The sequence below is a fragment of the Chryseobacterium cheonjiense genome, assembly GCF_012927265.1.
Classification (GTDB): Bacteria; Bacteroidota; Bacteroidia; order Flavobacteriales; family Weeksellaceae; genus Chryseobacterium; species Chryseobacterium cheonjiense.
Genome location: NZ_JABBGF010000004.1, coordinates 14693 through 37192, shown reverse-complemented (window position 1 = coordinate 37192; position 22500 = coordinate 14693). Strand labels below are relative to the sequence as shown.

General features: G+C 39.0%; 13 protein-coding genes. All 13 read right to left on the bottom strand.

Annotated features, from left to right (window positions below):
• Window positions 1–2: 2 nt before the first annotated feature.
• Window positions 3–1697: a potassium-transporting ATPase subunit KdpA gene (gene kdpA / locus HHL20_RS17895; RefSeq protein ID WP_169232720.1), complete on the bottom strand. Its 1695-nt coding sequence runs from the start codon at window positions 1695–1697 to the stop codon at window positions 3–5.
• A gap of 827 nt (window positions 1698–2524) precedes the next feature.
• Window positions 2525–3850 carry a sigma-54-dependent transcriptional regulator gene (locus HHL20_RS17885; protein ID WP_169232549.1) on the bottom strand — a complete coding sequence of 442 codons (1326 nt, stop codon included), beginning with the start codon at window positions 3848–3850 and terminating at the stop codon, window positions 2525–2527.
• Window positions 3851–4131: 281 nt separating this feature from the next.
• Entirely contained in the window at window positions 4132–4482 is a 351-nt protein-coding gene (locus tag HHL20_RS17880) for an immunity 51 family protein (RefSeq protein WP_169232548.1), read from the bottom strand.
• Window positions 4483–4572: 90 nt separating this feature from the next.
• Window positions 4573–4992 carry a hypothetical protein gene (locus tag HHL20_RS17875; protein WP_169232547.1) on the bottom strand — a complete coding sequence of 140 codons (420 nt, stop codon included), beginning with the start codon at window positions 4990–4992 and terminating at the stop codon, window positions 4573–4575.
• Window positions 4992–9740, bottom strand: a complete 4749-nt coding sequence (locus tag HHL20_RS17870) for an RHS repeat-associated core domain-containing protein (protein ID WP_169232546.1) — start codon at window positions 9738–9740, stop codon at window positions 4992–4994. Before HHL20_RS17870 ends, HHL20_RS17875 begins: the two co-directional genes overlap by 1 nt.
• Before the next feature lie 87 nt (window positions 9741–9827).
• Window positions 9828–11087 (bottom strand): tetratricopeptide repeat protein, encoded by a 1260-nt coding sequence (locus HHL20_RS17865; RefSeq protein ID WP_169232545.1) that lies wholly within the window; start codon window positions 11085–11087, stop codon window positions 9828–9830.
• Between the two features lie 10 nt (window positions 11088–11097).
• The gene (locus tag HHL20_RS17860; RefSeq protein WP_169232544.1) at window positions 11098–13266 is read right to left on the bottom strand and encodes a type VI secretion system Vgr family protein; all 2169 of its coding nucleotides are present in this window, start codon (window positions 13264–13266) and stop codon (window positions 11098–11100) included.
• A 216-nt stretch (window positions 13267–13482) separates the two neighbouring features.
• Complete coding sequence (gene tssD / locus HHL20_RS17855; protein ID WP_029296847.1) at window positions 13483–13893, bottom strand: type VI secretion system tube protein TssD; 411 nt, start codon at window positions 13891–13893, stop codon at window positions 13483–13485.
• Window positions 13894–14279: 386 nt separating this feature from the next.
• Window positions 14280–15353, bottom strand: a complete 1074-nt coding sequence (locus HHL20_RS17850) for a DUF2931 family protein (protein WP_169232543.1) — start codon at window positions 15351–15353, stop codon at window positions 14280–14282.
• Window positions 15346–16977: a T6SS phospholipase effector Tle1-like catalytic domain-containing protein gene (locus tag HHL20_RS17845; protein ID WP_169232542.1), complete on the bottom strand. Its 1632-nt coding sequence runs from the start codon at window positions 16975–16977 to the stop codon at window positions 15346–15348. The genes HHL20_RS17850 and HHL20_RS17845 overlap by 8 nt, the downstream gene beginning before the upstream one ends.
• A 2-nt stretch (window positions 16978–16979) precedes the next feature.
• Window positions 16980–18917: a type VI secretion system Vgr family protein gene (locus HHL20_RS17840; RefSeq protein WP_169232541.1), complete on the bottom strand. Its 1938-nt coding sequence runs from the start codon at window positions 18915–18917 to the stop codon at window positions 16980–16982.
• A gap of 43 nt (window positions 18918–18960) precedes the next feature.
• Window positions 18961–19833, bottom strand: coding sequence for a lytic transglycosylase domain-containing protein (locus HHL20_RS17835; RefSeq protein WP_169232540.1), 873 nt, complete (start codon window positions 19831–19833; stop codon window positions 18961–18963).
• A gap of 45 nt (window positions 19834–19878) precedes the next feature.
• A complete protein-coding gene (locus HHL20_RS17830) occupies window positions 19879–22374 on the bottom strand; it encodes an ATP-dependent Clp protease ATP-binding subunit (RefSeq protein ID WP_169232539.1) in 2496 nt (831 codons plus the stop codon).
• Window positions 22375–22500: the final 126 nt, after the last annotated feature.

Genomic DNA, 22500 nt, shown 5'->3' with positions numbered 1-22500 from the left:
TTTTATTTTGAAAAATACTGAAGCTGTTCCGCAATCGGCCCTAAAGTAACAGCAGGAAAGAAGGACAGCGCTGCAATCAGGAGAATTACGGCTAACGTCATAAATCCGAAAGTGGCAGTATCTGTTTTCAGCGTTCCTGAGCTTTCCGGGATGTATTTTTTCTGAGCTAATAATCCTGCAATGGCTACCGGACCGATGATCGGGATAAATCTGGATAATAAAAGCACAATTCCTGTGGAGATGTTCCACCATGGAGTATTGTCGCCCAAGCCTTCAAAACCGGAACCATTGTTAGCAGATGATGAAGTAAACTCATACAGCATTTCACTAAAGCCGTGGAAACCGGGATTGTTTAGCGTTTTTGCTCCGAATTCAGGCAGATAAGCCGTTAAAGCCGTTCCCACCAGAATCAGAAAAGGATGAAATAAGGCCACAATCATGGCGATCTTCATTTCTTTAGCTTCAATTTTTTTGCCTAAAAATTCAGGTGTTCTTCCCACCATTAATCCACTAATGAATACGGCAAGAATAATGAAAATGAAATAGTTGAGAATTCCGACACCGCATCCGCCGTAGAAACAGTTGATCATCATGGCAAGAAGCTCATTCATTCCTGAAAGCGGCATCGTACTGTCGTGCATTGAATTAACCGATCCTGTGGAAATTACCGTTGTGGCTATGCTCCAATATGCTGAAGCGGCACTTCCGAACCGGATCTCTTTGCCTTCCATGGCTCCGAGATGAGAATCTGTTCCCATTTGAGTAATGAGAGGATTTCCGTTGGTTTCGTTAATAACATTTGGAACAGTTAAGGCCAGAAAACCAATCGTCATGACAGCAAAAATCGTCCAGGAAAGTTTTCTTTTCTTAAGATAAAATCCTAAGGCAAAAACCAGTGCAAAAGGAATAATCATCTGAACAATCATTTCCGTCATATTGGTCGTGTAGTTCGGGTTTTCCAATGGATGCGCTGAATTGGCTCCGAAAAATCCGCCTCCGTTTGTTCCTAAATGTTTAATCGCAACAAAAGCAGCAACCGGACCTCGTGAAACCTCCATTTTATCGCCTTCCATAGCAGTAATATGGTCTTTTCCTTCGAAAGTCATCGGACTTCCGTTTGAGGAAAGGATGAAAGCAACCACAATGCTTAGAGGCAATAAAATACGGATCACAGATTTGGTGAAGAAATCGTAAAAATTCCCCAGTTCTGTTGTCGTTTTATCTCTGAAAGCTTTGAATAGAACAGCCATTGCAGCCATTCCTGTCGCAGCAGAGACAAATTGTAAGAACATTAAATACAACTGACTGAAATAGCTGACTCCCGTTTCACCTGAATAATGCTGCAAATTACAGTTGACTAAAAAAGAGATAGCGGTATTGAAGGCTAAATCCGGCGACATATCCGGATTTCCGTCCGGATTCAAAGGAAGCCAGGATTGATTCAGCAAGATAAAAAAGGCAAGAATAAACCATACAAAATTGATGGTTAACATCGCAAACATATTCTGTTTCCAGGTCATTTGCCTGTTCGGATTGATACCCGAAATTCTATAGATCAGATTTTCAGCAGGCTGAAAAATTTTGTCTAAAAAGGTTTTTTTGTAGCCGTAAACATCAGCAATATATTTCCCGAGAAAAATCCCGATGACTAAGGTAACCGTGAACATGGCAATAATGCCTAAAATTTCTGTGTTCATCATTTTGGGTTAAAATTTTTCAGGTTTTATTAATACATAGCAGATGTACACAAAAGCAATGACGGATAGGAAAAATAAACTCCACATAATTTTTATATTTTATCAAAAAATTCAACAGATTTGTAAGAGATCCAGAATAATACGGCGCTCAGAACAATTAAAATCAGCAGCATCATACGGCAACAATTAGGGTTAATAAAGTAAATAGTACATAAGCTACCATAAGCAGTCTCAGCTTTGAACATTCCCGTTCTCTGAACGTTTTTCTTGAAATTGTCATTTTATAAATATTTTATTCAGACTGACAATGCCAAAAGAAAGTCCATTGTTGTTTGGATTGATTTAATTGATTGTAAATGAATATTTTAATCAATTTTATTCATGTGCCAAAAAGCAGAAAAGCCTATCAAAATGATAGACTCATTATTAAAATGATAGGTTTTATTTTTTAACTAATATGTTCTTTCTTAAAAAAAAAGACTAAAATTATGTTCCTGTATTTTTAAGGCATTTTTTAGTTTAAAGCAAAGCTTCTCTTATATATTCTTAACTTCTAAACTAAAACTTAATGGTTTAATTTTCAATGTATTTTAAAATTATTTATAATTAAATGATAATCAATTGTTTATTATTTTTAATAAAATGCTCTTCATTCTCTATACTAAAGACCATTTTTTATAAAAACTTTGTACAACGTAGTGATAATTGAAACGCAAAGAAAGACAAAAATTAATTTTAACAACCTGAAAATAAGATAAACAAAGGCGTTTCACTTATTTTAGAAATACAAGAATTCTGGTATCTACAGCGTTGATTTTAATTAACATTTATCTCAAATGATACTCTTCCAGTTTGCGGTACAGTGTTGCGATGCCGATTTCCAGCAATCTGGCAGCTTCGGCTTTATTTCCTTTTGTGTATTGAAGGACTTTTTGGATATGTTCCTTCTCGAGAGATTTTATGCTGAAAGAATCGTTTTCAGAAGAAACATCTTCGGAATAATGTGGAAGACTATCCGTATCAAGAGTATCTTCGTTCATCAGGATTAAGCTTCTTTCAATCGTATTCCTCAATTCTCGGATATTTCCTTTCCAGTTGTTCTTTTCCAATGTTTTGTAATATTCGGGAGTAATCTGAATATTGGATAAGTGGAGTTTGTGAGAAAAAACATCTACAAAATTTTTAGCCAACGCTTTTAAATCCTCTTTTCTTTCACGAAGTGACGGAAGCCTGATTTCAAAAATATTGAGCCGGAAATACAAATCTTCACGGAAATTTCCCTGTTTTATCTCTTCTTCAAGGTTACGGTTTGTTGCGGCAATTAACCTAAAGTCAGATTTTGAAACTTTGGTTTCACCCATTTTAATAAATTCCCCGGTTTCGAGAACACGCAGTAATTTAGCCTGCAGCTCAATGGGCATTTCACCGATTTCATCCAGGAATAAAGTTCCGCCATTGGCTTCTTCTACCAGACCTTTTTTATCTTTTACTGCTCCCGTGAATGATCCGGCTTTATGTCCGAAGAGCTCGCTTTCCAGAATTTCGCGGCTGAAAGCAGAGCAATTAATGGCTACAAAATTATTTTTCTTTCTTTCACTTTCGTGATGAATGGCATTGGCAAATACTTCTTTCCCCGTTCCTGTTTCCCCGGTGAGCAGAACAGTGGCATCGGTAATAGCTACTTTTTCTGCCAGCTTTCTTGCCTGAAGGATAAGCGGCGATTTCCCGATAATGGATTCAAACCCCTTTTGAGAATTGTTTTTCTGTGCCTTTCGCAAGGTGTTGTCTTTGGCCTTCTCTAAAGCTTTGTATACCAGCGGAATGATTTTTTCGTTATCATCACCTTTTACCAGATAATCGTATGCGCCGTTTTTCATGGCCTGAACTGCATCGGTAATATTTCCGAAGGCTGTCATCAGAATGATTTCCAGATGAGGATATTTTGTTTTGACTGATTTTACGAGATCTAATCCGAATGCATCGGGAAGCCGAACATCACTTAATACGACATCAAATTCGTACTGTTCAAGCATTGTCATGGCAGATCGTGCGGTAGAAGCTTCTTTTACGGTAAAATTTTCCTGGGAGAGAATCATTCCTAATAATTTGAGGAGCTTGATCTCGTCATCAATGATGAGAATGTTTCCGGACATGGCGGTATTTTTGGGAAAGCTGTTGCAAACTTATTGAATTTATTCGGGATGTTGACAAAATATTTTAAAGCCACTTCGTTTATCAAGGTATTTCACTTCTGTAATATATATTTGGTTTAAGTTTAAAAACAATAAAGTTTTATTTAATTTAGAAAATTTAAAAAAAGCTATAAAAATTACTGCGTAGCATTTACAGGCTCTAAGATTTAATAAATAATGAATATATCTGATTTTACAAATCTTGTATTACATAAAAAAAGACCTCACAGAGGCCTTTCATTTTAATCTATTTCTGCTTTCAGGAAGAGGTCCTGAATCTGTATTTCATCTTCACAGGTTTTTTTAAAGTCCGTTACAAATTCTTTTAAGCGTTCCGGGTTGTTGGAATAGGCACAAAACATGTCGGCTTCTGGATCAAATTTGATTTCATCTGCAAGATCGGGTCTTTTTTCTTCTACGAAAACTTTCGCCAGTGAGGCCCAATCGTATCCGTTGCCTTCGAAGCCTTCATCTTTTCGCCATTCGAAAATTTCGGGTTTGTAGGTTCCTGCATTTAAACATACTGAAAAAGTCTTTTCTGAGGCTACCCAAAAAAAGGGTTTGATTGCCGTTTCAAAATTGTACGCTTCCATACTTTATTATTTTTAAATGATATTAAAGGTAATAAATTTTGCGCATGGATGATAATTTATAACATTTATTAACTTTTTGGATTTTGCCGGCTATTCAACCATCAGGTCTTCTATTTCAAATTGCTTATTAATCTGACAGTAAATATCCATATCGGGATATTCTTTTTTGGCCTCAAGAATCAGTGAGATTACTTCTTCGGGAAAGAAATGTATTTCTTTAAGCATTAATTCCGCTTCCAAATTTTTGTAATCTTCTTCCGAAACTTTATGAGATAAACCCGCGTAGGCTGAATCGGTTAATTCTTTTGCGATCTCAGATTTCAATGTATTCAGATTTTCATTGGAGAAGCTTTCTATCCAATTTTCGGAATCTTTTATTAATTCTGAAAAATCTTCCATTGTGAGATCATCTTCTTCCAAATCAAATTCCACAGCAATATCTTTTCCCTGAAAATCATAGATTCCTGTTACTATCTCGTCTTCTAATTTTAAATTTTTAAATGTGCTCATTACTTATATTTAGTTCTCTTTCTTTTAAGAATATTATATTTATAGGTTGTTGCTTTTCCATTGACATCAATTTCGGTTTGTAATACAAATCTGTTATCGAGCCTTTGCCATTTGTAGACCTTCCCGGTGGAAGAAGCTGTGTACTCGGCAGTTACTCCTTTTGCATGTACAAAATCACGAATGGCCGGTTGACATCCCGGACGACAAGGGTTTAGTTCTCCCGTCATTTTTAAGTGATCTCCCGGTTTCACCATTCCGTCTATATCATTGAGAAATTTTCTTTCCGTATGTGTTAATAAAGCTTCCTGCTGATTGAGTCTTCCGCCACCTTTTTCACCGCCACTGGTATAATCATCAGAAAAAATTGTTTTTCCGCCGCGCACTAATTCAGCTCCCAAGCCGTGTTCCAACCCAAAGACATCGATAAATTTGTTTGGATCTACCACATAACCATAAAAGTTGGGTAATCCTCCTCTTAAACCAATTGGGTCTTGACTTATATAATGACCGCTTTTTGTATCGTAATAACGAAATCTATTATAACAAAGCTCAATTTCTTCATCATAATATTGTCCCTGATAACGAAACGGGATAAAATTATCTCCACCTTTTTCAGTTTTGATATCGCCGTAAATATTCAGTTCTCTTTCCCATATCATTACTCCTTCTTCATCAAAGCACTGCATGGGATTTCCTATATAATCTGATATGATCGTAAACATTCTGCCATTCATTATTTTGGCTCTAGGAATGAATGAATCTGCTTCGTATATCCACGTTACAACATTTTCAGCCTTTTCTTTTTCCACAATTCTGTTTCCGTCATCATCTACAAGGGTTTTCGGTTCATCATTACGGTCATAACTCCATTCATGTAAGAGAATGTTACCATCCCAAATATACCGCGTTATTTTTTTGTTTCCAATTTTTGAAGTTCTTCTTCCCAGAGCATCATATTCAAAACTGATTTCTTTTCCGTCCGGTCGTTTTACTTTACCCAGCATCCCGTTGGCGTTCCAGCAATAGGCCCAGTCACCGGATTGCCATTCGGGATTTTGAATAGGGTCAGGAGAATTTTTATTAACATCCGGTAAGTCATTTTCATCGCGCCGTTTGTGCATTTGCAGCCAGTCTTCTGCGATCGTTTTATAGTAAGGGTGAGCGTTTTCTTCTTTTTCATGATCTGTTCTTACGTCATTGATTGGCCTTTTACTTTTCAATAACAGATTTCCTTCTTCATCGTAATGATAAAACCAGTTTTTATCGCGCATTAACTTTCCGCCTTTATCATAAATACGGTCGGTTCTTTTGGGACTTTCGTAGATACAGCCGGTTTCATCGGGGCTTTTGTATTGGATATCACCATTTGAATATTCTGCTGCAACAAGGCTTCCGAAGGCATCATAATCGAATCTTGTTTTTCCGCCTGTAACCCGATCTAAAATCTGTAACAACCGGCTTCCGGGTGCCCAATGATATTCTTTATGGAAAGTTGTGTTTTTTTTATTGACCGTAACTTTCTGATTTATTGGCATACCAACATGATCAAACTCAAATATACTTTCAATACCTCCGGTCATTTTACGGGAAAATATTTTGGCATCACTGCTGACATTCAAATCCATCTTCCAAGGCTGATAAATATCTTTGGTAATGGCTTGAACAGTTTTGAGCTGTCCGAAATCATTATATGAGTAGTCTATTTCTGCGCCCAAACTGCTGTTTAATCTGATGAGATTTCCTTTATCGTCATACTCATAGTTTATAGAATGTTGTCCCTGTTTTTCAACAGTAACCAGACCTAATTTGTTTCTTTGAAAACTTACGCTGCTGTTTTCATTATCAGCTTTTATCAACATTCCTGAGGTATCGTACTGATAGGCTTCCCAGGTTCCGTCGGGATAATGGATCTGGGTTAATCTTCCGCCTAAATCATATTCGTAAAAAATATTTTTACCGTCCGGTTTTCGGCTTTGGGTAATGAGGCCGTCCTTGTCTCTGATAAAGAATTTCCGTTGTCCGTCGAAACCGGTTTCACCGATTATTTCGTTTTTGTTATTTCTTTCAAAATGATATACTTCGCCTTTCTCATTAGTAATACTCATGAGGTTTTCATAAGCATTATAGCCGAAAAAGAGAGTTTCTTCTTTTTTAAAGGTTAAAGCATTTCTGCGAACCTGCCTTTTTAAGCTTCCCATCGGTGTATAACTCATCAGCCATTCTGCTTTTCCGTCTGTGGCATAGACGGGAAGATCATAAGCATCATAACGAAGTTGTAAAGGCAATTCTCCCTGTTCATTGACCTCAATTACCCTTCCCATTTTATCTCTTTTCCATGAGGTTTTGTGTAAAGGCCTCGGACTGAACAGCAACAGTCTTCCGTAATCATCATATTTCCAGAACTGTTCGTTTCCGAGAGTATCAGTAAGCCTTACCAGCTGAGCTCTCTGATTATATTCCAGATTGGTTTCCAGCTCGTGTTTCGTAATTTTTATCGGAAGTTTTTCATCCTGAAAATATTCATAAAAAACAGTTTCTTCAGCAGTATCCGTATAGTTTAATAATCTTCCTTCTTCATCATAATTCCATATTTCTGAGGTACCTGAAGGCGAAAAACGGGCATTTATCTGTCCAAATTCGTCATACTGATAGTGGTATTCTTCCCCGTCCGCTTTATGAAACGTTTTAATATTTCCCCATTCATCGTAGGTATATCCCTGAACTCTCCCTTCAGGAGTTCCTATCATTTTTAATTCGCTGTGGGAAGTATAATCGTACCAGGTTTCACCGCCTTCTCCATCTACCTGCTTGTAAACCAAAAGGTCTTCATCGTAATAATATCTTTCTGTTTTGTTATTTTGTCTTGGATATATAACTTCGGTAAAGCTTTCTTCATCATTGTATTGTACAAATCCCTCCATAAAACCGTCTGAACCTTTCGTGTGAACGACCCTGTCCTTATTATCATATTCCCAGTGATAGCTCATTCCATTTCTGTTGGTTCTCCGGATCACCCTGTTTTGCTCATCATATTCGAAAATGATCGCTTTATTGTGCATATCCCATACATGGGTAAGATTTCCTCTTTCATCATATTGATAACGGACCTGAAGATCTTTCCGGTTTTTATAGCAATAATAAACTTCCGTAATCTTTTTAAGCTCAGGATGAATAATGGTTTCAATTGAAAAACCGCTTTTAGCATCTTTGATATTTTTCAGAACAACATGATTGCTTTCATAATCATATTCCCGGACCGTTCCGTCGCCGTATTCGATTTTAATCAATTTAAAAATGCTTCCTTCCGTGTGATGATGAAAACGTCTGTAAGTATATATATCCGTTCCTTTTCTGATAATCCAAATGCTGTCACTCGGGCGGTACTGCCAGATTTTCTGACTTCTGTAGTAAGTTAATTTTTCCCCGATTTGCGGAACAGGTACCGGCATCGGCTGCAATTCTTCAGGATGAATCCATGCTGCAACCTCATCTTCTTCGTCCGGAACAATATAAAGATCATGAGAATTAAAAATTCCGTTTCCTAAAATTCCTTCTGTATAAGGTCTGTCGCTGTACCAGACATTTGTCCATTCCAAAGGTGTTCCTGCATCAATTTTAAAATCATCCCATTCGAACAGCATGGCTCCGGAAGCAAAATTTACCGGTTCCAGGCCAACTTTACATAATGCTTTTGAAACAGGGTTGTTTTTACCGAATTTTCCCTGCAGAAAATGGTTGAATTTCGTAACTCCTTTTCCCAGGCTTTTGGTAAGGCCTCTCATTAGAGCCATTCCTGCAAAACGCATGAGCATTTCGCCGGGCGTATATACATGCGGAACAAACGCTCCCCCCACAAGAACGGGCCCTCCTGTATTGATCTGAATATACAAACTTGAAAAATTATTATAAAACGCAAAATAGGCCAATGGATTTTTTTTAGGTTTATCGGGCATAGCAGGAAGCATGGTCATCCCGAAGGGCAATCCCATACAGGTAAGAACCTGCTGTGGCTGGTTTCCGCTCATTTTACTTCCCTGCCCCAAGACCGTTTGTGCTCCATAATATACTTCCCCTTCGTGTGGTGCTTCCTGGGGAAAAGGAATCATATATACCGGGATAAGAGAAGTAACATGCCGGAATGGGATCACTACTCCCATGACGCTGGTAGTAGTGGTTGCTTTATGTCTGCCGTGAACGTATATGGAACCTCCCATCGGAATTCCCTCCGGAAGATCGGGCTTTAAATTTCTGATAAACTGCGGTATCGGGATGGTAAACTTAATATAATCCATCACATCGAAAACGATCCCAATGAAAGGATGCGGCAATGGCAGCGGAATGAGCATGAATGAAGGTGGTGGCGGGATCAGTGTCCAGTGGATATCAATGGCGAGAACGATATCAAAATGTTTACTGGTGTGCTGAACTGCAGTGGGTGTAATTGCCGGAGTATTAACTTTAATCAATTTCACTTTACTTTGTGGTGCTGCATTTTTTGCTGTTACCGAAGTTTCTCCTCCTCCGCCACTTCCGCCTGATTGCGGCTGTTCGCCTTCTTGGCCTGCTACCGATTTGGCCATTGATACAGGATTCAGAGATTCGAAATTATTTTTCATTCCGTTTTTCCAGCCCTGTGTCGTTTTTTCTGTGCTGAATGATGTTACATCCGCATTCACCCTCACGGATCGGTCAGGATTCATATCTGGCTTCGCAACCTTTATTTTTTTTATTTTATTCTGATCTGCCATGATATTTGTGATTTGGTATTAAATTAATCGCAGATTTTATTTAAACTGTTAAGAACTACTCAAGATGTTAAGTAAAATTTCTAAGAATTAATCATATTTTGGTTTTTCGACATTTACTATCCAGCCTTCACCAAAGTAATTTTTCATTTCATGATCCAGTGCTGTTTTCTTTTCTGTATCCCCTTCGTATTTGATCAACAACATGGAAGCAACGAACTTCAGACTGCTTGATGCTCTTGATGACGGTTCCATAGATCTTGCTATTTCTATACATTTTTCGAAATATTCGATCATTTTATCTTTGCTTAGAAGACTGTCATTCAATGTTCCGATAATTCTGTAACACTCGATAGCCATGGCATATTCCCCGATTTTCAACGCTACTTCGGCGGCTTTTTCAAATGCTTTTTCTGCTTTTGCTTTTTTAGAATTTCCCAGGCAATAACTTCCGTAATTCATATACATCTGTATTTCCAATGGTGAATCGGGTTCTACTTCTTCCAATATTTTCCGGAACGTATCTTCTGTTTTTTCTTTTTTCTTATTGGCGATATAAGCCTGTGTTAACATAAAATAGGCGGAAATTTCACCTTGCTTATTCTTTTGTTCTCCAGCCAGTTTTACAGCTTTGTTAAGAGCGAATTCAGCTTCCCGGAATCTTCCTTTGCTTAAGTGATTACTAGCAATCAGAATCTGTTGCTGAAAATCAGTATCGGCGCTGTTTTTTTTCCTGTTGGTGTGGGCTGCCGTATTCTGCATCAGCTGATGGATATCTACCTCAACCCTGAAACTATGCGCTGAAGAATTTTCGGGTAAAGTTTTATATGTATGATGTTCTGCCCATACAATCTTAATATCCTGAACTCCTGAGTTTTCAGAAAGGCTGCACCATTCTTTGATCCAGATAGATAGTTCTGTAATGTCACTGATTATTACCGGAGCGATGTACAAAAAGATCTGCGAATTTTTAATATTGGAAAAGTTTTTCTTTAGGTCTAGCAACGGAAAAAAAGCTTTATATGCATCGGTCTTAAATTGATGATCGGTAAAATTCAATTCCCAATGCGGAATGTCTTCTTCACTTTTCTCAAGCATTTCATAATATTCTTTCCACTCTTCCCATAAAGCCTGCCCAAAAGAATTCATCCCGTTAAATTCCTGATAGTGAACAAGAAAAATATCTTCACCGTCATAATCTTCTGATAATCGTGACTTGATAAACCCATCGAAAAGATCAGTTTCATGTTTTTCACCTAAGGCTATGAGCATAGGTTTTTCCGGGTTGCTTTTAACGACCTGCTGCCACTTTCTTTTTAGTTTAACCAATTCTAAATCTACCGGGTTCATCGTATTTACATTAGTTCAGTTTTACCGTTCCGCTTACGATATTGGTTTCGCTTCCGCCACCGATGTTGATTTTTGCGCTGCTGAGGTTGGCTTCTGTTTTGGCACCCATAGAGAGCGTAGTTGTTCCTACATCCAGAGTTGTAGGTTCAATACCAATTCCTGAAGTGGGATTTCCGCCTTCCTGGCCTACTCCTATTCCAATACTCGCCGTTCCTGCGATCCCTATATTATCTCCCTGAACCATAATTTCCTTGCCTTTAATCATGATATTTCCGTCTTTATCCATAACAATCGAGCTGCTTCCGCAGGTAAGAGCGATAGAAATCTTGCTGTCGATGCTGATATTTCCTGCGCCGTCAAGGAAAACGGTATTCTGATCTTTATCTCTTACGGTCATACCGCCACCATCGTCGAGGCTGATGATATGTCCGCTTTTGCTGCTTAAACTTTTGACATTATTTCCTGCGCCGCCACCACCGCCTACTCCGCCGTGGAACATCCCTCCCATTACGAAAGGTCTGTCCGGATGCTGGTGCGCAAAGTTTACCACTACCTGATCTCCAACTTCAGGGACAGCCATAAATCCCCGGTTTTTGCTAACTTTTTCGCTGCCACCACCATCGGGAGTCATTACCCTGATAAATTCTGTTGTGGCAGCTCCGTTCTGCCAGTCAAACTGTACCTGAACTCTTCCCTGGTTAAGAGGATCTGTGTTGGAAATTACCTTGGCAAACTGCGCATCTGCTTTCGGGGACTGGAATTCCGGACGGGGTATAAAACCTGTATCTGAAGCAATTGCATCGAATTTCCCTGTATAATATCCTCTGCCGTCGACCTCATGATATACTTCGGTAATCATCAATTTGGTAAAATATGAGGTTTCATTGCTGTCGGTTTTCCGCATTTCAATATCTGCAATACAGCCCGGATAAAGAAACGGAACTGTTGTTGTACCGGAGGTAATAAAAACATCTGAAGCCTTACTTCCTGCAGTTCCTTTCTGGGAAGTTTCCACATCCATAAAAGAAACTGCTTTTATGGGTGCTACCCTCAATGAAGGTGTGGTAAATGTTTTCTCTGAGATTTCGTAGGCCCGTTTTGCGATGTCTGAAGTATGGGTGATTTTTGAGCTTCCGGTGGTTAATTTTTCGTTTTTGCTGCTGTTATATCCATAGAAGCTTGGGTTAACGTGCTGCGCTTTCATTCTGATCTTAACATCATTAACACTGCTTCCGTAGGTGAGTTTTACCGGCTGTTCCTGTGGCGGAAGTTTCCCGAAATGGAGTACTTCGCCGTCATAGTAAAACTGCTCGCCGTATGCTTCTGCAATTCTTGCCAGATAATTGTAATGCGTTTCTTCATATTGCGAGCTATAAGGAAGATTGCCATGTTGCGCATCTACCCTGAAATCAAATTTCCCGCTGCCGAGTCCTTCTTTCATGACCTGATCTGCAATACTGTTGAGACTTATTTCCTGAGCACCTCCAAAACTCTGGATATGTGGTGCGGCATCCAGAAGAACAGTAGGGCTGCTGCCTGTAAGAACGATATTTCCAAGACTTCCTTTTTCCTGGCTGAAGCCAACTTCCGTAATAACGCCTACAAAACTTCTTTCAGGACCATCTTCTACGTCTTTATATTTGAAAGTAACGGTAATTCTTTTTCCTAAAAAGCTCTGCGCTTCCTCAAGATTATGATTTTCGGCATTTCCCAGTGTATCATGAGCAAGCATTAAACTGAAATCATGATGTCTGGATGCGCTTTGTGTAAGGCTGAAATGTTTGAAATGTTTTACCGGTTTTCCTTCGACTACAATATCCAGTTTCACAACGCGGTTTATTCCCTGGATCTGACTGGCAGGAATGGCTTTGGCATTGTGTATTTTTGAAGTCGGCTGTTGAGACCATACTTTATCTTCTACCAGAGTAGGGGCATTGGGCTGCAGCTTCTGATTGAGGAGCATTCCGGAAGTGCCCTGTACAACTCCATTGTAAGCCTGAACCTGAGACATTTTCTGTATGGTGTTACCAACAGGACCTTTTGTTTTCTCCTGTATTTTTTCAGCTGCCTGATTTACTGCCTGGTCTTCAGCCATTTTTTTGATATTCTGCGGAGACTGCATAGCAGGAGATATTCTGCCGGATGAAGGTATTTTCGGGGTGTTATCATCTTGAAACATAGCCTTAAAATTTTGATTGATTGGTGTGTTTTATTTTACATGCTAAAATTTACCTGATGATCATCAAATAAATTCTTCATATCTCTTTTTGTTCGGATATGCCATGCTAAAGTTTTGAAATAATTTAGTTTTCAGAAAAGAAAAAATAGAATAGCTACTCCAACGAGCTGAGCTATTCTGTAACCAATTTTATTTTTACTAAGATGATTGTAGGGATTAGTTACCGCTGCTTGGCCAAAGACCCTCGTATTTGGAGTTTCCGTAATCAATTGTTTCGGCACTTACAACAAAACTTATCAGCATGCTGTTTTCATCTACGGCATCAAAGTCTACTTCGTGCTGAATCACGTATCCGTTTTCCCAGTTTAAGGTAATTAATGTACCTTCTTCGTGAGATTTATTGAATGTGATTTCACCTGTTGTAGGCTTGTATTTTCCGTTGAGTAAACTTTCAAGGATGTCTGATTTTTCAGTGGCTTCCACTGTAACTTTAATCAATGCGTTTGATGGGTCTGAAGCTACTCTACCAGATACGTCCGTTGATCTTGAAACGCTGTAGTTCAGCTTTAATAATTTTTGACCTTCGCCTCCGTTGAATTTAAGAATTCCTCTTGAATTTGTTGCCATGATTTGTAAATTTTAATCGTTAATAATATTTTGTGATTTGGTTGGTTTCTGTGATTTGTTGATTCAAAGATAGAGTAGAAATTTTTATTCTGAAAGTTTTGTAATATTAATTTTATTTTTTGTCGTAATTCTACGATTTGATGTCGTAATTCTACTACAAAAGAAATAAATAACCCAATAATTAACTATTAATCAAAAACTTAAACCTTTAATTATTAACTTAAAACGAATAAACAATTACACCCCGAAGGGAAATATTAGGATTTATTTAAGATGTTTTTAAAGCTGTATTAACACACACCTAAAAAAAATTCCGGCAGTAAGATATTCACTGCCGGATTATATGTAATTCTTTTAACTTCCAGATTTTTGAAGAAAGAATTTCATTAGAATGATTCTTTAAATCTAAGATCGCTCGGATAAATTCTCGTACTGTCTACAGGAACCTTCTGATCATTAATCATGATCTCCATGCTGCCGTTATCAGGGGATAATTTAATATTGAGTTTAAAATCTTTTCCGGCTTTTTCAAAAAGTTCATTAACGTTTTGCCACTTAAAAAAAGCGCGTCCTTCGTAAGACTGTCCTTTTCCTGTTTCCCAGAAAAAAGTGATCTCTTTGGGAACAGACCTCTCTTTTACCGGCGGTTTTATTCCCCACGGACGGAGCATAATTTCCCTTTCTCCATTATAATATTCCGATTGTGTTTTAAATAAACGGAATTCTTTGTTGCCTGAAGTAATATAGGGAGCCCATGAGTATCTTTTCTGATAATTTTTCCACTCCTGGGGTGACGCATCAGAGATGAACATATTTTTTTTAATCTCTTCCCGTGTCTGCGAAATTTTTGAGAATAGCTTATCTGCATATTTCGTATCGTCTTTTACAATCTCAGCCTGAAACTCCCCAAGTTGTACAGAAACATATCCGAATTTAAACCACACTACCACCATTCCCTTTGGGGCAAACCCAAATACCAGTGTTCCGAATTTATAATAAGACATCCCTGCTTTATTATACTTTTCATTATAGTCGGGTTCTTTTTTGATATTGATAAACTCTTTTAACGGTTCATCTGAAGAATCGGATTCATTATTGGCATAAGCCCGTTCAACCAATTCTTTTACTTTATCCTTTGGAAAATCTGCTTTAAGATGATAAAAGGTGTCTTCGTATCTGGAGAAGTAGACAATATCTGCACCAATTGGCGTTCCGGACTGTTCTGTAAAGCCTTTCCCCGAATCTCCCCAAGTCCCTGACGAACTTCCGTACGGCAAGCCGGCCGGAACACCTTCCAGTGTAATAATCTTGTCTTCAACGGGTGTGATAAGATAATTGTTCCACGGGTGTGAAATCTGTACGTCATACGTTGGCATAGGCATATCTTTTTTCTTCATATCCTGACAGTCCATCAACTGGAGCATTCCCAGAGCAATAATAAGCGTTTTCCATTTATCCATTTAATATATATCTTTTGCGTTCTGCTGCCGTTTTCGGCCCGGAAAATCTAGGTCCCATACCAAATGAATTGAGATTGGAAGACCAGTGTAAATACTTTTTCCGCAATTCTTTAATATCAATTCCGGAATCCATGTAAGAATAACTTCCTGCCCTGCTTATGTATTCTCCTGCGGAAGGATGGTTTCCTGCATTATATTCTTTTACATATTCATTTCTCAAATTATTACATGCAGCAATATAATTTGCTTTGAGCATTTCGCCGACCTTGAAGATAAAACTGTCATTAATCTTATGATCTGCCACTAAGCCTGCATCATATTTTACTTCAAATTGTTCTGAATAATAAAACATATTGTGCAGTGATACTTTATCATATTCATTTGATACTTTTCTTTTTCCCCAAAGCTTATATTTTATAGTGGCGGTACGGGATGGAATAACACTCGATTCAATGGTAATTTCTTTCGGGTCATACCAACCTTCCTCAATCAGTATATTCCTGAACTTTTCACATTCTTTGCTGGAATTAATTTCCTCATGCAGTAAAACATCTTCGTCACGGTTATTTACGTAACCGCCGCCGATATCTGAGTGTACTCCAGGCAAGGTAAGCTGTAATCCCCTAATTCCTGCGCTGTCTATATTGGTAAGACTGAAATTATCGCGATACTCATCCGACGAAGCAAGCTGCAGCACGAATGATGCGTTTCTTACTGCATTTAACCCAAGTTGCTTGGAATCATCATCAATAATGCTGAAACCAAATAATGAAGCACCTTTATGATTAACTCCAAATGATGCCACCGTATCGTACAAGCCGACAAAATTAAACCGTACCGTTTTAACCTGAAGCTTCTGCTGAATAAGACACGCACCAAAATACCCGTATCTGAGTAATGGGAAATCCGGCTCGTTAACGATAATGTATTGATTAGGGTTCTGTTCGGAATCCGATTTTTCGTAAGCTTCCGGAGGATGTACGAGGATTTGCTTATCTGAAATTATCTGTGTGTTGGCAGTTGTGTTGGCAATATGCAAAAAATGGCGGGCCGCTGCAGCGCCCCTGCTGAATCCGTAAACATTCACCGTGAGGACATCAATTTTTTTACCCTGAAATTTTTTTTGAACCGCCTCTGCGCCTTTTACGCAGCCTTTTGTCGCCTTGGCTTTTACTCCTCGTGCACTGATACCCATTCCTGCGCCTTTAGCCGGGAACAGCCATAAAGTATCGTTATCGGATTTATTATCTACTGTACCAATTCCTTCAATATAATAGGCAACCTGATTTTGTGCATTCGGGTCAATACAATCATAACCTCTGGCCACGTTACTGAAATCATTATCATAGCTGCCCTTCGGTTTGGCTTGCTTTCCACCGGCCTGTGTATTGGTTTTATTGTTTAAAGTTCCGTCAAAAAAAAGATTCAGCGTCACATCAATCGTATTTACAGGCTTGTCGTAAGGATTGATTTTTTGGGAAGGATTGTAGCTCACACCTGCCTGATTTCCTTTCTGTTCCACAGAAACTGCACTGGTATGACTTATGTTTTCTTTAGCATAGGTTTTGTAATCACCGCGTGTCTGGGTAACCGTTTTGCCTTCTACAAAGTATTCAATGCTCATGACTAATAATTTTTAGATTTCTCTCCGCTATTATTCTGAACTTCCTTTTCCGAATGATGTTCCACCTTACCTTCACTATTGATCTGAACGCCTTTCATAGAGGTAAGTTTATGTTCTTTCTCACCATATACTTCCATGTCCCCTTTCACGTAATGACTCATTTTCCCGACTACATTGGTCATGAAATCTGCACCTGTAGAAAGATATTTCATAGATCCTATGCTTTCTGTATGATTTACCATAATAGTGTCAGATTTATTCATTCCGACATTAGTGGTCATATTCATTCCGACGTTGATGTTCATATTCTTGCAATTCAATGTCATGGTTTCGGGAGCAGTGATGGTAATATTGCTTCCTGTGGTATCGAGATGGATTTCGTTTCCTGATTTATCGGTAATAATAATGCTTTCATCTTCTGTAAAAACAATTCTGTGGCCACTTCTGGTCTGGATTGATTTTACTCTGTTATCTGCACCCCCGCCAAGTCCGACTTCGCCATGAAACATTCCTCCCATAACGAAAGGCCTGTCGGGATGACTGTGTACAAAATTCACCATAACCTGATCTCCAACTTCCGGAATCGCAACATATCCTCTGTTCTGAGTAATTTTGTCGGTTCCTCCCGCATCGGGACTCATCATTCTGATAAAATGGGTGGTATCATTATTTTGCCAGTCAAACCGTACCTGTACTCTTCCCTGCCCTTCGGGGTCTGCATTTGAAATAACTGTCGCGATCTGTGGCTCTGCTTTAGGAACTGTAAATTCCGGTTTCGGTAAAAATCCGGTATCGGAGGCGATGCCTTCAAAACTTCCGGTGTAGTGCCCTCGCGTATCTACCTCATGAGAAACTTCCGTAACCATGATTCTTGTAAAATATGAAGATTCGTTGGTATCTATTTTACGCATCTGAACATCTACTACACAACCGGGGTGTAAGAACGGTACTGTTGTAGTCCCTGATAAAGAAAAGACATTGACCGCCTGGCTTCCTGAAGTGCTTTTCTGTGAATATTCTACATCGAGATGTGTTGATGCTTTAATAGGAGCAACCTGAAGCGCAGGTGTTTTATAAATTTTTTCGTTGTGGGAATAGGCGGTCTTGGCGAGATCCCCCACATGCTGAATCGGCGTATCTCCGGAGGTCAGCTTTTCATTTTTACTGCTGTTGTAACCATAAAACTGTGGTTTTGTATGAACCGCTTTTAATTCTACTCTGATATCATTGGCACTGCTTCCGTAGGTTAATTTAATAGGCTTATTCTGAGGAGGCAATTTTCCGAAGTGAAGCACTTCTCCATCATAGTAGAACTGTTCGCCGTATGCTTCGGCCATTCTCGCCAGATAATTATAATGGGTTTCGTCGTACTGGCTGCTGTAAATAATCTGCGAATAATCATTGGTATCTACCCGCACATCAAAACGTCCGGTATCAATACCCTGCTTGATAACTTCATTGGCGATAATGCCCATATTCACGGGTGATTCTCCTCCAAAGCTCTGAATATGCGGTGCACCATCCAATAGAATTGTCGGACTGTAGCCTGTTAAAACAATATTTCCGAGACTCATTCTTTCCTGGCTGAAGCCCACTCCGGTAATAACTCCTACGAATGTTCTTTCCGGGCTGCTATCAATATCTTTATAGGAAATGACAACAGTAAGCCTTTTTCCAAGAAATTTATTGGCTTCTTCAAGAGTGTGGGTCTGCCGATCTCCTAACGCGTCATGTGCCAGCGTAAGACTGAATTCGTGATGCCTTTTTGTACTTTGAGTAAGCTTAAAATGTTTATAATATTTAATAACTTTTCCTTCAATAACAAGAGAAAGTTTCACCAGTCTGTTGATTCCTGCGTGGTGATTCTCCGAAATTCCGTCGGCATTCTGAGATGGACGGAATGAAGGACTTTTGGGTATATTTTGAGATTCTGTTTTCATATTACCTGTAATTTGGAAGGTTAAACATGATCGCTTGGTGTTCTTACTGTTTGACGGTTGGTGTATGAGGTTCCCGTATTGATCTTGAGAGAATTTTGGTTTTCTTTAATAAAAAATCGGGCATAATATCTTTCGGGAGATACAACGTCCCTTCGCCTTTGTTCTGAAGTTCTTCAGAAATCCCAGGGTTCCAGGAAAGAAGTTTACTGACATCCATATCAAGCTCATCGGCTATGATATTTAGATTAAATCCCGCATTGATGTCTGTTTCTGCGAGTGATTCAAGATTTTTTCCGCTGCCACCGTTCACAAAAAATACGGTATTCATTCTGGAAGAATTGTAATTGCTCAAAACGCTTTGCAGCTCTCCGGTGGCGTAGCAGGCGTTCAGATATTTTTTAACATGATTGATGGTTTCTTCCGGCAAAAATTTATAAAAAACATGATATTGAGCTGAGTTGGCCGCGGCCATGGCCTTGGCAATATTTCCTTCACCACAATTGTATGCAGCAACTACCGTGATCCAATTGTTGTACTTTTTGTATAGATTGCTAAGTGAAATGACGGCAGTCTTTGTACTTTTATACAGGTCATTTCTATTCTGCTGAGTAAGGCCGTACTGATTGGCATGAGAAGTCATAAATTGCCAGACACCCACTGCTCCGGCTCCGGAAGTGATATTTCTGTTAAAATGTGATTCAATTAAAGCCAAATTTCTGAGATGTTTCGGAAGCCCTTTCTGTGCAAGGGAATATTCTATAAATTCAACGATTTCTTTGTTGGAATTTATAATGCTCTTATATCTCCTCACACTACTCTCCGAAGTATCTGAGGCGGCAAGAAACTGTGCATCCACAATGTGTGGGCACAACAGTAATATTCCTGTCAGGATGATATTTTTGAGATTTGGTTTCATATACTTATTAAACGTAAATAAGAAATTTAACGTATATCGTTTTATTTATTCTACTTTCCAGCTTAATTTTTCCTCTTCTGTATTCCAGTCTACGTGAATCGTCTGCCCCGCTTTTACTTCTTCCCGAACAATCATTTTGGAGATCGGCCTTGCGAGCTGTGATCTGATGACTCCTGAAATCTGCCTTGCTCCATATTTACTGCTGAACCCACCCAGTGCAAGGTTTTTCACGGCTTCATCTGAAATTTTAAGGGCAATTCCTAATCTCGTCAATGATGTGTGAAGGGATTTCAACTGAATATTGAAAATTCTTTCAGCAATAGATTCGGTAATTGGTGCAAAAGGAATAATCTCCGTAATTCTTGCCAAAAACTCCGGTCTGAAACGACCTGAATTCGACATAATCTGCATCAAAGAAGATGATTCCGGAACTTTGCCTTCTTCAAACTGCTTTACAATTTCTTCGCTTCCGATATTTGAGGTAAATAATATTAATGCATTGCTGAAATCTCCTTCTTTCCCTAATTTATCATGTACCTTTCCTTCATCCATGATCTGTAAAAAAACATCAAATACCGAATGATGCGCTTTTTCTATTTCATCAAATAAAACCACGGTGTAAGGCTGCTGACGGATTTTATTAACGAGCATACCGCCCTCTTCATATCCCACGTATCCCGGAGGCGCACCATACAGAAGCGCTGCAGAATGTTCTTCTTTAAATTCCGACATATCAAAACGTACCATTGCTTTTTCATCATTAAAAAGCAGCTCTGCCATTGATTTTGCCAGCTCTGTTTTTCCTGTTCCTGTAGGTCCGAGAAGGAAGAAAGAACCGATTGGCTGTCCCGGTTTGTTTAGTCCGCTTCGGTTTTCCACAATAGCATCAGAAAGGATTTTCAGTGCATGATCCTGCCCTACAACCCTGTTCATGAGCAACGATTCCATATTGAGAAGCTTTTCTTTTTCCTGTGCCTGTATTTTCCCTATCGGAATGTTTGTTTTCGCAGCCATTACTGCTGCAAGCTCAAGCCGGTCAACTTTTTCCCTCTTTTTCGCGGCATGCTGCAAGAGTTCCGCATAGGAATCTTCAATGGTTTTCTGTATCTGATCCACGGGCATGGAATTGTCGATCTGCGGTTGCTCACTGAGCGATCCCCATAAAATCGGGCTTATTTTATCCCTCAGTAAATTATACGTCCAGATCAGTTCATCTGCTTTATCTTTTTCATCGAAATATTCTTCTTTGAGAATTTCGTCATATTTTGTTTTCCAGCTTTCGAGTTCTTTTTCGGAAAGTTCATCAAGCATTTTGATGGCTGCCATTGTTCTGTCTAACAAATCAATCGCTGCATCGGGTAACTTTTTACCTTTTGCATATCTTTTGGCAAGGCGTACACATTCGGGAAGCGCTGTCTTTTCAACTTCTATTCCGTGGTGTTTTTTGTAGCCATCGAGAAGAACGTCGATCATTTTAACGCAGGTTTTCTCGTCCGGTTCATGTACGGTGAGTACTTCAAATCGTCTGTTAAACGCTTGTTCCGGCTCTATAATTTTCCTGTATTCTTCCTGGGTAGTCGCCCCGATTACAGTGATTTCGCCTCTAGCCAGTTCAGGCTTCAGTAAATTGGCTACATTTCCGATGCTGCCTTTAGGGTCAAGAAGGGTATGGATTTCATCAATGAAAAGAATTGCTTTTTCTATTTTTTTGCATTCGTTGATTACTTTTTTCAAACGATCTTCAATTTCGCCTTTGTAAGAGGTTCCGGCTAATAGAGCACCGGTATCCAGCTCAAGCAATGTGCCGTTTTTAAGCATTTCGGGAACATTACCCCTGGTAATTTCAATGGCAAAACCTTCGACCAGAGCAGTCTTACCTACGCCCGGTTCTCCGATGATGATGACGTTCGGTTTGCTTCTCCTGCAGAGTATTTCTACCAGCATTCTGAGTTCTTTATCTCTTCCGATAATATTTTCAAGCTCTCCTTTTCTGGCCTGTGCCGTGCGGTCTACACAATAATTTTTAATGGAAGGAAAAGAATGATCCGAATAATCTGATCCGTTTGAAAAAAGAGAAGAGAACTCCTGATTTCCGGAGTTTTCATAGGATGTATCTTTTCTGTAGAGGTTGAAAATTTCATGTTCTCTCAATGGCAGCGATTTCAGCTGCTGAAGTGAAAATGCCACCTGCGGTTTTACAATAGCTGTCAGTAAGCAAATTGGTGTTATTTCGTCCAAACCAAGTTTCAGACGAATGTCATCTGCTTCTTCCACGATGGTATCTACCGATTCGTCCTCTTTAACCTCATCGGGAAGATGAGTTGTTTTGGGATAATCTTCGATCCGTACATCTGCCCATTCGTAAAAATATCCCGGATCTTTATCAATGCTTTTCAGAAAATCGGAAATACCGATATCTTTGTGCATTAACGCCTGCAGAATATGAGGCCCGCCATAGGTTCCGTTATAATTTTCTTTCGCGATAGACTGTGCAATATGAAACAGCTGTTTTACGGTCTCGTTGGTTACTAGTACTCCCATTGTTTTTCTCAATTAATATTTTGTTGTGGTGCAGTAATTTTTCATCGGTTATGTTTTTGCTAACAGCAGCAAAAATTAATCCATAACCTGCTGAATCTTTTACCTTTTTACTAATATATCAGTTTT

Bases quoted from the DNA above. Each gene is read 5' to 3' on its own strand.
- kdpA (WP_169232720.1), bottom strand. From the start codon at position 1,697: ATGAACACAGAAATTTTAGGCATTATTGCCATGTTCACGGTTACCTTA.
- HHL20_RS17885 (WP_169232549.1), bottom strand. From the start codon at position 3,850: ATGTCCGGAAACATTCTCATCATTGATGACGAGATCAAGCTCCTCAAA.
- HHL20_RS17880 (WP_169232548.1), bottom strand. From the start codon at position 4,482: ATGGAAGCGTACAATTTTGAAACGGCAATCAAACCCTTTTTTTGGGTA.
- HHL20_RS17875 (WP_169232547.1), bottom strand. From the start codon at position 4,992: ATGAGCACATTTAAAAATTTAAAATTAGAAGACGAGATAGTAACAGGA.
- HHL20_RS17870 (WP_169232546.1), bottom strand. From the start codon at position 9,740: ATGGCAGATCAGAATAAAATAAAAAAAATAAAGGTTGCGAAGCCAGAT.
- HHL20_RS17865 (WP_169232545.1), bottom strand. From the start codon at position 11,087: ATGAACCCGGTAGATTTAGAATTGGTTAAACTAAAAAGAAAGTGGCAG.
- HHL20_RS17860 (WP_169232544.1), bottom strand. From the start codon at position 13,266: ATGTTTCAAGATGATAACACCCCGAAAATACCTTCATCCGGCAGAATA.
- tssD (WP_029296847.1), bottom strand. From the start codon at position 13,893: ATGGCAACAAATTCAAGAGGAATTCTTAAATTCAACGGAGGCGAAGGT.
- HHL20_RS17850 (WP_169232543.1), bottom strand. From the start codon at position 15,353: ATGGATAAATGGAAAACGCTTATTATTGCTCTGGGAATGCTCCAGTTG.
- HHL20_RS17845 (WP_169232542.1), bottom strand. From the start codon at position 16,977: ATGAGCATTGAATACTTTGTAGAAGGCAAAACGGTTACCCAGACACGC.
- HHL20_RS17840 (WP_169232541.1), bottom strand. From the start codon at position 18,917: ATGAAAACAGAATCTCAAAATATACCCAAAAGTCCTTCATTCCGTCCA.
- HHL20_RS17835 (WP_169232540.1), bottom strand. From the start codon at position 19,833: ATGAAACCAAATCTCAAAAATATCATCCTGACAGGAATATTACTGTTG.
- HHL20_RS17830 (WP_169232539.1), bottom strand. From the start codon at position 22,374: ATGGGAGTACTAGTAACCAACGAGACCGTAAAACAGCTGTTTCATATT.